The organism is Streptomyces sp. NPDC005263 (genome assembly GCF_042872365.1).
Classification (GTDB): Bacteria; Actinomycetota; Actinomycetes; order Streptomycetales; family Streptomycetaceae; genus Streptomyces.
Genome location: NZ_JBIAKJ010000012.1, coordinates 32,437 through 44,643 on the forward strand (window position 1 = coordinate 32,437; position 12,207 = coordinate 44,643).

General features: G+C 71.2%; 6 protein-coding genes. 4 read left to right on the top strand and 2 right to left on the bottom strand.

The features are described from left to right. The first annotated feature begins 212 nt into the window (after positions 1-212). Entirely contained in the window at positions 213-1,376 is a 1,164-nt protein-coding gene (locus ACFYRY_RS37720) for an alpha/beta hydrolase family protein (protein WP_389156358.1), read from the top strand. Between the two features lie 13 nt (positions 1,377-1,389). On the opposite strand, the gene ACFYRY_RS37725 is transcribed toward ACFYRY_RS37720, so the two are convergent. After that, entirely contained in the window at positions 1,390-2,883 is a 1,494-nt protein-coding gene (locus ACFYRY_RS37725; RefSeq protein WP_389156360.1) for an MFS transporter, read from the bottom strand. Between the two features lie 458 nt (positions 2,884-3,341). On the opposite strand from ACFYRY_RS37725, the gene ACFYRY_RS37730 reads away from it, so the two are divergent. Then, complete coding sequence (locus tag ACFYRY_RS37730; RefSeq protein WP_389156362.1) at positions 3,342-4,130, top strand: ABC transporter ATP-binding protein; 789 nt, start codon at positions 3,342-3,344, stop codon at positions 4,128-4,130. Beyond that, complete coding sequence (locus ACFYRY_RS37735; protein ID WP_389156364.1) at positions 4,127-6,691, top strand: ABC transporter permease; 2,565 nt, start codon at positions 4,127-4,129, stop codon at positions 6,689-6,691. Before ACFYRY_RS37730 ends, ACFYRY_RS37735 begins: the two co-directional genes overlap by 4 nt. Before the next feature lie 92 nt (positions 6,692-6,783). Here the strand turns inward: ACFYRY_RS37735 and ACFYRY_RS37740 are convergent, their stop codons facing one another. Continuing rightward, on the bottom strand, positions 6,784-8,235 hold the full coding sequence (locus ACFYRY_RS37740) for a DUF2079 domain-containing protein (protein ID WP_389156367.1): 1,452 nt from the start codon (positions 8,233-8,235) through the stop codon (positions 6,784-6,786). A 388-nt stretch (positions 8,236-8,623) separates the two neighbouring features. Between ACFYRY_RS37740 and mfd the strand changes: the two genes are divergently transcribed. Continuing rightward, positions 8,624-12,163 (top strand): transcription-repair coupling factor, encoded by a 3,540-nt coding sequence (gene mfd / locus ACFYRY_RS37745; protein ID WP_389156369.1) that lies wholly within the window; start codon positions 8,624-8,626, stop codon positions 12,161-12,163. Positions 12,164-12,207: the final 44 nt, after the last annotated feature.

Consider the following 12,207-nt stretch of genomic DNA (forward strand, 5'->3'; position numbering starts at 1 on the left):
GTACGCACGGCGAGGGCGGGTGTCGTGGGTGTTTGCGGGCGGGCGCGGAGGCTGCGGACGGGGGGGGCGGCGGACCGGGGGTGGACCGAGGGGGTGGACGGGACGCTCGGCCGTCGGTCTGAGGTAAGGGGTCCCGTAGGACTACGGGACCACGTGCTGACGAGACCGAGGGGTGATGTCAGGCCCGTGTCCCGCGGCCTAGCGTCCTCGGTATGACCAGATCACGCCGCTTAGCCACGGCCGCGACCGCCGTGCTCGCGCTCACCCTGACCCTGCCGTTGGCCGGTGCCGCCTCCGCGACCACAGCGAACTCGACGGCCTCCACCGCGTCCGTCTCCGCGTCGGCCCAGCTCCCCCGTCCCACCGGCCCGTACGCCGTCGGTCGCGACTCGCTCCACCTCGTCGACGCCGACCGTCCCGACCCCTGGGTGCCCGCCGCCGGCGCGCGGCAGCTGATGGTGTCGATGTACTACCCCGCTCGGCGCGGCACAGCCGGCCCGACGGCGCCGTACATGACCACCGAGGAGGCCCGCCTCCTGCTGGAACTGAGGGCTCCGGACGTCACCGTCCCGCCCGAGGTGATCAGCGGCGTCCGCACCTGGTCGCACCCCGGCGCGCGCCCCCTGGGCGGCCGGTTCCCCCTGCTGGTGCTCTCACCCGGGTTCACCTTCCCGCGTGCCACGCTCACCGGCCTCGCCGAGGACCTGGCGAGCCGGGGATACGTCGTCGCGCTGGTCGACCACCCCTACGAGAACGCCGGGACGACCCTGCCCGACGGCACCACCCTGCCCTGTGCGATATGCGACAAGCTGCCCGAGCTCGGCCTCCGGGCCGTCGCCGAGAGCCGGGCGGTGGACGTGTCCTTCGTGCTCGACCGGCTGACCGGCCGTCACCCCGCCTGGCGGCACGCCCGCATGATCGACCCGCGGCGGATCGGCATGGCCGGGCACTCCATCGGGGGCGCCTCCGCCGTCGCCACCATGGCCGCCGACTCCCGCGTGCGGGCCGGGGCGAACATGGACGGCACCATGTTCGCGCCCGTTCCCGGCAACGGCCTCGACGGCCGCCCCTTCCTGATGTTCGGCGCGAAGGACAGGACCACCGACAAGACCTGGAACGAGGGGTGGGCCCACCTGGACGGCTGGAAACGCTGGCTGACGGTGGAAGGAGCCGACCACGGCTCCTTCACGGACGTACCCCTGCTCGCCGAGCTGGTCGGCATCCCCGACACCGCGTCGCTTCCCTTCGAACGCGGGGAGGCCCTCACGCGCGCGTACCTCGCCGCCTTCTTCGACCAGCAGCTGAAGGGCATCGCCCAGCCGTTGCTGGACGGACCGTCACCGGACAACCCCGAGGTCTCCGTACGGCTGCCCTGACACTTCTGGCACGTCAGTCCTTGAGTACCGGGAACCTGCGCGGCGCCAGGAACAGCAGCACCAGGAACGCCACCGCCGCCGCGCAGGACGCGCCCAGGTAGACGGCGTGCACCGCGTCCGCGACGGCCCGGCGGGTGGCCTCGGGCGCGTGGTCCCCGTCCAGGGCGCGCGTCACCGAGTCCAGGTCGCCGGCGCCGCCGAGCCGCGACGCGAGCACACCGTTGGCGACCGCCCCGAACAGCGCAGCGCCCACCGTCTGGCCGGTCTGCCGGCAGAACAGCACGGACGCCGTCGTCGTGCCGCGTTCCGCCCAGCCGACCGTCGACTGGACGCCCACCAGGAGCGGAAGCTGGAAGAGGCCGAGCGCGCCGCCGAGCAGCAGCATCAGCAGGGCCGGCTGCCAGGCCTCACCGGGATACGGCAGGAAGGGGAAGGCGAACAGGAGCAGCGTCGCCGTGCCGATGCCCAGCATCGCCGTGTTGCGGAAGCCGATACGCCGGTACACGTGCTGACTGAGGGCGGCCGAGACGGGCCAGCTCAGCGTCCACACGGACAGCACGAACCCGGCGGCCACCGGCGTCAGTCCCAGCACCGACTGCGCGTACGTCGGAAGGAACACGCTCGGCGCCACCATCAGCAGGCCCAGCGCGCCGAGGGCGAGGTTGACCGCGGCGATCGTCCGGCGGCGCCACACCCACCCGGGGATGATCGGCTCGGCGGCCCGGCGTTCGATGACGACGACCAGCCCGGCCAGCGCGAGCCCCGCCCCGAACAGGGCGAGCGAGGGCCCCGACAGCCACGGCCACGCCACCCCGCCCTGCACCAGGGCGGTCAGCAGCACCCCGCCGCACGCGAACACGGCCAGCGCGCCCGCCCAGTCCACCCGCGCGCGGGCCCGCGTCTCCCGCTCCGGCTCGTGCAGGTACCGGACGATCAGCCACAGGGCCACCGCCCCGATCGGCAGGTTCACCAGGAAGATCCAGCGCCAGTCCGCGTACGCCGCCAGCAGCCCGCCGACCCCGGGCCCCGCGACCGCCGACACCGCCCACACCGTGGACAGCTTGGACTGGATCTTCGGGCGGTCCTTGAGGGGGTACAGGTCGGCGGCGAGGGTCTGCACCGTGCCCTGGAGGGCGCCGCCGCCCAGGCCCTGCACGACCCGGAACGCGATCAGCGCGCCCATGTTCCAGGCCAGCGCGCACAGCAGGGAGCCCACCAGGAACAGGACCGCGCCCGCGACCAGCACCGGTTTGCGGCCGAAAGTGTCGGAGAGCTTCCCGTACACCGGCAGGGTCACCGTCACCGCGAGCAGGTAGCCGGAGAACAGCCAGGAGAACACCGAGAAGCCGCCGAGGTCGCCGACGATCTGCGGTACGGCCGTGGAGACGATGGTGGCGTCGAGGGCGGCCAGCGCCATCGCGAGCATCAGGGCGGCGACGACCGCGCCGCGCCGGTCGGGTGCGGTGTCCCGCCCGGCTTCGCGTATCGCCGGTCTCGTATCGCCCACGCGGATTCCTTCCCCCTGCATCTATCTGCCGCGGGACAGCTTCCCATCCCGCCCGAGATCGCGGGAGGGCTTGACCCTCACGCCACGGCAGGGTGGAGCCTGGGTGGGCCGGAGGGTGGAGCCGACCCCGAGAGCGCATCCACCCCTCGGTGGAGGCCCCCTAGGGGGACCTCCGTACTACGGCTCGGGGAGGGTTCGTACCGCCGGAGGATGAGACGGCACGGGCGCGTCCATAACCTGGCTCTATGCCGCTGGGGGGCGGTTCACCACACCGGCGGGGGTGGGGTTTTCCTCAGGGAAAGACTGCGCTGAGCACCAGCGCGCCGGGCCCCCTCCGGGGGCCAGACTCATCGACGTCAGCACTTCATCCCGCGCTCCACCTGCTGCACCGCACGTTCACCCACCGCTCGACCCGTGGCTGAACACCGACTCGCACTGACCGACTTAGGAGACATACCGTGACATCGGCTGTGACCATTCCCAGGCACGGGGGCACTGGAGGGCGTACGGCCGTTGCCGCGCGGGCGCGGCAGGTCGTGAAGGCCTACGGCACCGGCGAGACCCGTGTCGTCGCGCTCGACACCGTCGACGTGGACATCGCCCGCGGCCAGTTCACCGCGATCATGGGCCCCTCGGGGTCCGGCAAGTCCACCCTGATGCACTGCCTCGCCGGTCTCGACACCGTCACGTCCGGACAGATCTACCTGGACGACACCGAGATCACCGGCCTGAAGGACAAGAAGCTCACCCAACTGCGCCGGGACCGGATCGGGTTCATCTTCCAGGCGTTCAACCTGCTGCCCACGCTGAACGCGCTGGAGAACATCACGCTTCCCATGGACATCGCGGGCCGCAAGCCGGACCAGGCCTGGCTGGGCCGGGTCGTCGACACCGTCGGGCTCTCCGACCGGCTCAAGCACCGGCCCACCCAGCTGTCCGGAGGCCAGCAGCAGCGGGTCGCGGTGGCCCGGGCGCTGGCCGCCCGACCCGAGATCATCTTCGGGGACGAGCCCACCGGAAACCTCGACTCCCGTGCCGGATCAGAGGTGTTGGGCTTCCTGCGCCGGTCGGTGGACGAACTGGGCCAGACCATCGTGATGGTCACCCACGACCCGGTGGCCGCCTCGTACGCGGACCGGGTGCTGTACCTCGCCGACGGCCGGATCGTCGACGAGATGCACAAGCCGACCGCGGACGCCGTCCTGGACCGCATGAAGGACTTCGACGCCCGGGGGCGCACGTCATGACCGTCCTGAAGACCTCGATGCGCAACTTCTTCGCGCACAAGGGACGCATGGCCCTGTCGGCGGTGGCGGTCCTGCTGTCGGTCGCCTTCGTCTGCGGCACGCTCGTCTTCACCGACACCATGAACACGACGTTCGACAAGCTCTTCGCGACGACCGCGTCCGACGTCACGGTCTCCCCCAAGGAGGCCAAGAGCGACGACACCCCGCAGAACGGCAAGCCCGAGTCCCTGCCGGCCTCCCTGCTGACGCAGGTCGAGAAGGCGGACGGCGTCAAGTCGGCGGAGGGCGCGGTCAGTTCGATGAACGTGACCGTCGTCGACCGCGACAACGACAACATGGGGTCCACCAGCGGCGCCCCGACGATCGCCGGAAACTGGACCAGGAGCGACCTGCGGTCCATGGAGATCACCTCCGGACACGCCCCGCGGGGCCCGACCGAGGTGATGGTCGACGCCGACACCGCCGACAAGCACGACCTGAAGATGGGCGACGAACTGCGCACCATCGCGCAGACCGGCGACTTCAAGGCGAAGATCGTCGGCATCGCCACCTTCAAGGTGACCAACCCCGGTGCCTCCGTCTTCTACTTCGACACGGCCACCGCCCAGCGTGAACTCCTCGGCGCCACCGGCCGGTTCACCCAGATCTACGTGGACGCCGAGTCCGGAGTCGCCGACGCACAGCTCAAGCAGCACGTCACCCAGGCCCTGGACGGCACGTACAAGATCCAGACGGCCAAGGAGAACGCCGACGAGAACCGCAAGGACGTCGGCGAGTTCATGAACGTCATCAAGTACGCCATGCTCGGCTTCGCCGGGATCGCGTTCCTGGTCGGCATCTTCCTGATCATCAACACCTTCTCCATGCTGGTCGCCCAGCGCACCCGGGAGATCGGCCTGATGCGGGCGATCGGCTCCTCCCGCAAGCAGGTCAACCGCTCGGTCCTGGTCGAGGCGCTGCTGCTCGGTGTCGTCGGCTCGATCCTGGGCGTGGGCGCCGGAGTCGGCATCGCCATCGGCCTGATGAAGCTGATGTCGGCGGCCGGCATGAACCTCTCCACCGACGACCTGACCGTGAAGGCGACCACCCCGGTCGCCGGTGTGGTCCTGGGCGTCGTGGTCACCGTCCTCGCCGCCTACCTGCCGGCCCGCCGGGCGGGCAAGGTCTCCCCGATGGCCGCGCTGCGCGACGCGGGCACGCCGGCCGACGGCAGGGCCGGCCTGGTGCGCGGCGTGATCGGGCTGGTGCTGACGGCCGCCGGTGCCGCCGCCCTGTTCATGGCGGCCGCCGCCGACAAGGCGAGCGACGGCGCGCTGATGCTCGGCGCCGGTGTGGTGCTGTCCCTGATCGGCTTCGTCGTCATCGGCCCGCTGCTGGCCGGCGGTGTCGTCCGGGCGATCAGCGCGGTGCTGCTGCGGGCCTTCGGCCCGGTCGGAAGGCTGGCCGAGCGCAACGCCCTGCGCAACCCGCGCCGCACCGGCGCCACCGGCGCGGCCCTGATGATCGGCCTGGCCCTGGTGGCCTGCCTGTCGGTGGTCGGCTCCTCCATGGTCGCCTCGGCCACCAGCGAACTCGACAAGTCGGTCGGCGCGGACTTCATCGTCCAGGGCAACCAGCGGATCGTCCCGCAGGCCGAGAAGGCCATGCAGAACACCCCGGGCCTGGCCCACGTCACCCGCTACAAGGACCTCGAGGCCACCCTGACCTCGCCCGACGGCAAGACCGACGACTCCGGAGTGACGGCCGCCGACCCGACGTACGCCCAGGACCTGCGCCGCCCGACCACGGCCGGTGACCTGTCCGCCGCCTACGGCAAGAACGCCATGGCGGTCGGCTCCGACTACGCCGACAAGCACGGTGTGCACGTCGGCGACACCATCTCCGTCGCCTTCAAGGGCGGCAGGACGGCGAAGCTCAAGGTCGCGGCCATCACGGACGACGACACCGCCATCGACCAGGGCGCGCGCTACATCAGCATCGACACGATGCGGATGTACGTCCCGGCGGGCCAGATCCCGCCCAACATGATCATGTTCGCCAAGGCCAAGGACGGTCAGGCGGAGCAGGCGTACGCGGCGCTGAAGAAGTCGATGCACGCCTACCCGCAGTACCAGGTCCGCGACCAGACCGACTACAAGCAGGAACTGAAGGACCAGATCGGCCAGCTCCTGAACATGGTCTACGGCCTGCTCGCCCTGGCGATCATCGTGGCGATCCTGGGAGTGGTGAACACCCTGGCGCTGTCGGTGGTCGAGCGGACCAGGGAGATCGGCCTGATGCGGGCCATCGGCCTCTCCCGCCGCCAGCTGCGCCGCATGATCCGCATGGAGTCGGTGGTGATCGCCCTCTTCGGCGCCCTGCTGGGCCTCGGCCTGGGCATGGGCTGGGGCGCGACGGCCCAGAAGCTGCTCGCCCTGGAGGGCCTGAACGTCCTTGAGATCCCCTGGCCGACGATCATCGGCGTCTTCATCGGCTCCGCCTTCGTGGGCCTGTTCGCCGCGCTGGTCCCGGCCTTCCGGGCGGGCCGGATGAACGTCCTGAACGCGATCGCGACCGAATAGCCATCGCGGACGGGGACGGGGGAACGGGGGAACGGGGGATGTCGGGCCCGGTGTGGGAGGTTGCTGCCTCCGGCGCCGGGCCCGACGGCACGTCACGGTCCGCCCGCGGTCTCCCGCTTCATCAGGATGTACCCGTGGGTGGCGTCCTCGACGGTGTAGGTCGCGTGGGGGTGCAGCTTCCGGGCGTAGTCGTCGACGTCTTTCAGCCACTTCCTGTTGTTGTCCACGGCGATGAAGTCCGGGTTGATCCCGCGGGTGTTGCCGACCCAGAACACCCGGCACCGCGAGGTGAGCCGGCTGATCGGACCGATGTTCGCCTCCACGCTCGCCCCGTCCGGAATCCGCGCCAGCATCCGCTCGACGGCCTTCACCCCGGCCGGCTTGCGATAGGCGTCCGACTCGGTCAACGCGGACAACGGCAGGCTGGTGGTCAGCGCCAGCGCGGCCGCGACGACGGCGGTGGGCAGGTGATGGGCGTACGACCGCAGCCGGGGACGCGGGCTGTACCGTACGGCGGCCAGGGCGTCGGCGAGCGCGAGGGTGACGACCGGCATGAGGACGGCGCTGTAGTGCCAGTCCGTGCCCCAGTAGTTCGAGTCGGAGGACAGGAACCGCCAGCCCAGCGTCGGCACGGCGACCAGGAGGAGCGGGGAACGCAGGGCGAGCAGTCCACTGGTGGGGATCAACAGCCAGCCGAGCGTACGGAGTTTCGTGTCGAGGCCGTCGAAGGGACCGCCGCCGCCCGAGCCGCCGACCTTGTCCCAGTAGCCGTACGCCCCGGTGGTGTTGAAGGCCGGTATGACCAGGGTGAGCGTGAGGACGCTGGCGGCCAGCCCGAGTACGGCGACCCCGAGCGCGTACCACGCGGTTCGCGAGGACGTAGGCCGGGCGCGTATCGCGACCACCACCGCGATCGCCGCCAGCGTCACCCCCAGGTCCTCCTTCACCAGGACGAGCGGAACGGCCCAGCACAGGGCGCGCCACCACCGCCCGGCGAGCACGGCCTCCAGGGACCAGGCGATCAGCGGGACCGCGAAGCAGATCTCGTGGAAGTCGAAGTCGACCGCCCGCTGAAGCCCCCAGGACAGCCCGTACGCGAGCCCGAGCGCGAGCCCCCGCCGCCGCCCCAGCAGCGCCCCGGCGGCCCGGGTGACCGGCACCGCGGACACCGCGAACAGGGCGGCCTGCGCCACAAGGAGGGTCACGGGGGACGGGAAGAGCCGGTACACCGGGGCGAGCAGCGCGGTCACCGGGCTGAAGTGGTCGCCCAGGATGTCGGACCCCGGCCCCTTGAGATCCGCGACCGGCACCCGCAGATGCGCGTACGCCCGGACCGCCTGCTCGAAGATCCCCAGGTCCCAGGACCGGCTGGTCATATGCCGGTACCGGCTCAGCGACACGGCCGCGTACCCGAGGAAGAGCACCCCGGCCAACAGCCACGGATCCCGCCGGGAGGGAGCAACAAGCCGGTCACGCGGGGGATGCGGGACCGGCTCCGCTATGAGGGGCTGCGGGGACACGGACGGCAGTGCGGGAACCGGCATAGTGGCCTCATGAATCGGGGCGGGGTGTGGGCAGAAGGTTACTGGGCGTGAGTGCGACCCTCTCAGCCCGTCCGGCGTTTGAGGACAAGCCGTTAAGACCGAGGGGGTCTGGGGCGAGCCGGTCCGCATTTCAGCCCGTCCGGCGTTTGAGGACAAGGCCGTTCAGGCAGCAGGGGGTCTGGGGCACAGCCCCAGGCGGGGTCGAAGGGGCAGCGCCCCTGGAGGACGGGACGGGCAGGGGCGGCGGGGGCGAGAAACCCACCCACCCCGAAGGTTGTCCACAGCCCCCGACGCCCGCGCTGGCGCCGTCGTACGCTGGATACCCCCCGGCCCCTAACTCGCGTCGGGCGATTCGCGTTGCCCACCCCCGGACGAAAGCCGCCCCCGAATGAGCCTGCACGGTCTGCTCGACGCCGTCGTCAAGGACACCGCCCTCGCGGAAGCGATCACCGCGGCCGCAGACGGCAACCGCATGCACGTCGACCTGGTAGGCCCCCCCGCGGCCCGCCCCCTCGCGGTCGCCGCCCTGGCCCGCGAGTCCGGCCGCCCGGTCCTCGCGGTGACGGCGACCGGCCGTGAGGCGGAGGACCTCGCCGCCGCCCTGCGCTCGCTGCTCCCCCCGGAGGGCGTCGTGGACTTCCCGTCCTGGGAGACCCTCCCGCACGAGCGCCTCAGCCCCCGCAGCGACACCGTGGGCCGCCGCCTGGCCGTGCTGCGCCGCCTCGCCCACCCCCGCCCCGACGACCCCGACACCGGCCCGGTCTCCGTCGTCGTGGCGCCCGTACGCTCCGTGCTCCAGCCGCAGGTCAAGGGCCTCGGTGACCTGGAACCGGTCGCTTTGAGGACCGGTCGGACCGCCGACCTCGGCCAGGTCGTCGAGGCCCTCGCCGCCGCCGCGTACGCCCGCGTGGAGCTGGTCGAGAAGCGCGGCGAGTTCGCCGTCCGCGGAGGCATCCTCGATGTGTTCCCGCCCACCGAGGAACACCCCCTGCGCATCGAGTTCTGGGGCGACGAGGTGGAGGAGATCCGCTACTTCAAGGTCGCCGACCAGCGCTCCCTGGAGATCGCCGAACACGGCCTGTGGGCCCCGCCCTGCCGCGAACTCCTGCTGACCGACGACGTCCGCGCCCGCGCGCGGGACCTCGCCGAACAGCACCCGGAGCTCGGCGAACTGCTCGGCAAGATCGCCGAGGGGATCGCGGTCGAGGGCATGGAGTCCCTGGCACCCGTCCTGGTGGACGACATGGAACTCCTCCTCGACGTGCTGCCCAAGGGCGCCATGGCCGTCGTCTGCGATCCGGAACGGGTCCGCACCCGCGCCGCGGACCTCGTGGCCACCAGCCAGGAGTTCCTGCAGGCGTCCTGGGCGGCCACCGCCGGCGGCGGCGAGGCCCCCATCGACGTCGGCGCGGCCTCCCTGTGGTCCATCGCGGACATCCGGGACCGGGCGCGCGAGCTGGACATGATGTGGTGGTCGGTGTCGCCGTTCGCGGCAGACCTCGAACTGGACGTCCCGGACGGGGACACCCTGAAGCTGGGCATGCACGCCCCGGAGACCTACCGCGGCGACACCGCCAAGGCTCTCGCCGACACCAAGGGCTGGCTGGCCGACGGCTGGCGCACGGTCTTCGTGACCGAGGCGCACGGCCCGGCCGCCCGCACCGTGGAGGTGCTCGGCGGCGAGGGCATCGCGGCCCGCCTGGACGCGGAACTCGGGCAGATCGAGCCGTCCGTCGTGCACGTGGCGTGCGGTTCGATCGAGTACGGCTTCGTGGACCCGGCGCTGAAGCTGGCCGTCCTGACTGAGACCGACCTGTCCGGCCAGAAGGCGGCCGGCAAGGACGGCGCCCGGATGCCCGCCCGCCGCCGCAAGACCATCGACCCGCTCACCCTGGAAGCGGGCGACTACATCGTCCACGAGAACCACGGCGTGGGCCGCTACATCGAGATGGTGCAGCGGACCGTGCAGGGCGCGACCCGCGAGTACCTGGTCGTGGAGTACGCCCCCGCCAAGCGCGGGCAGCCCGGCGACCGCCTCTACATCCCCACCGACCAGCTGGAGCAGATCACCAAGTACGTCGGCGGCGAGGCCCCCACCCTGCACCGGCTGGGCGGCGCCGACTGGACGAAGACGAAGGCCCGCGCGAAGAAGGCCGTCAAGGAGATCGCGGCCGACCTGATCAGGCTGTACAGCGCGCGGATGGCCGCCCCCGGGCACGCCTTCGCGGCGGACACCCCCTGGCAGCGCGAGCTGGAGGACGCCTTCCCGTACGCGGAGACCCCCGACCAGCTCACCACCATCGCCGAGGTCAAGGAGGACATGGAGAAGACGGTCCCGATGGACCGCCTGATCTGCGGCGACGTCGGCTACGGCAAGACGGAGATCGCGGTCAGGGCCGCCTTCAAGGCCGTCCAGGACGGCAAGCAGGTCGCCGTGCTGGTCCCGACGACCCTGCTGGTCCAGCAGCACTTCGGGACGTTCTCCGAGCGCTACTCGCAGTTCCCCGTGAACGTGAAGGCCCTTTCCCGTTTCCAGACCGACACGGAGGCGAAGGCTGTCCTGGAGGGCCTCAAGGACAGCTCGGTGGACATCGTCATCGGCACCCACCGCCTGTTCTCCTCGGAGACCAAGTTCAAGGACCTCGGCCTGGTCATCGTCGACGAGGAGCAGCGCTTCGGCGTCGAGCACAAGGAGCAGCTGAAGAAGCTCCGCGCCAACGTGGACGTCCTCACCATGTCCGCCACCCCGATCCCCAGGACCCTGGAGATGGCGGTCACCGGCATCCGCGAGATGTCCACCATCACCACCCCGCCGGAGGAGCGGCACCCCGTGCTGACCTTCGTCGGACCGTACGAGGAGCGGCAGATCGGCGCGGCCATCCGGCGTGAGCTGCTGCGCGAGGGCCAGGTCTTCTACATCCACAACCGGGTGGAGTCGATCGACCGCGCCGCGGCCCGCCTGCGCGAGATCGTCCCCGAGGCCCGCATCGCGACCGCCCACGGCCAGATGTCGGAAACGGCCCTGGAGCAGGTGGTGGTCGACTTCTGGGAGAAGAAGTTCGATGTCCTCGTCTCGACCACGATCGTCGAGTCCGGGATCGACATCTCCAACGCGAACACCCTGATCGTGGAGCGCGGCGACAACTTCGGCCTCTCCCAGCTGCACCAGCTGCGGGGCCGCGTCGGCCGAGGCCGCGAGCGGGGGTACGCGTACTTCCTCTACCCGCCGGAGAAGCCGCTGACCGAGACCGCGCACGAACGGCTCGCGACCATCGCCCAGCACACGGAGATGGGCGCGGGCATGTACGTGGCGATGAAGGACCTGGAGATCCGCGGCGCGGGCAACCTGCTGGGCGGCGAACAGTCCGGCCACATCGCGGGCGTCGGCTTCGACCTGTACGTGCGCATGGTCGGCGAGGCGGTCGCGGACTACCGCGCCTCCCTGGAGGGCGGTGTGGAGGAGGAGCCGCCGCTGGAGGTCAAGATCGAGCTCCCGGTCGACGCGCACGTCCCGCACGACTACGCCCCCGGCGAGCGGCTGCGCCTCCAGGCGTACCGGTCGATCGCCTCGGTCAACTCCGAGGAGGACGTCAAGGCCGTACGCGAGGAACTCGTCGACCGCTACGGCAAGCTGCCCGAACCGGTGGAGAACCTGCTTCTGGTGGCGGGCCTGCGGATGCTGGCCCGTGCGTGCGGCGTCGGCGAGATCGTCCTGCAGGGCACCAACATCCGCTTCGCGGCGGTCGAGTTGCGCGAGTCCCAGGAACTCAGGCTCAAGCGCCTGTACCCGGGCACCGTCATCAAACCGGCCGCACACCAGGTGCTGGTCCCCCGCCCGAAGACCGCGAAGGTCGGCGGCAAGCCGCTGGTCGGGCGGGAACTGCTCGGCTGGGTGGGGGAGTTCCTGACGTCGATCCTGGGGTCGTAGGGCTGGACTCCCTGGCCTGGGACGTAGGTTTCCTGGTCTGGGAC

Bases quoted from the DNA above. Each gene is read 5' to 3' on its own strand.
- ACFYRY_RS37735 (WP_389156364.1), top strand. From the start codon at position 4,127: ATGACCGTCCTGAAGACCTCGATGCGCAACTTCTTCGCGCACAAGGGA.
- ACFYRY_RS37720 (WP_389156358.1), top strand. From the start codon at position 213: ATGACCAGATCACGCCGCTTAGCCACGGCCGCGACCGCCGTGCTCGCG.
- mfd (WP_389156369.1), top strand. From the start codon at position 8,624: ATGAGCCTGCACGGTCTGCTCGACGCCGTCGTCAAGGACACCGCCCTC.
- ACFYRY_RS37740 (WP_389156367.1), bottom strand. From the start codon at position 8,235: ATGCCGGTTCCCGCACTGCCGTCCGTGTCCCCGCAGCCCCTCATAGCG.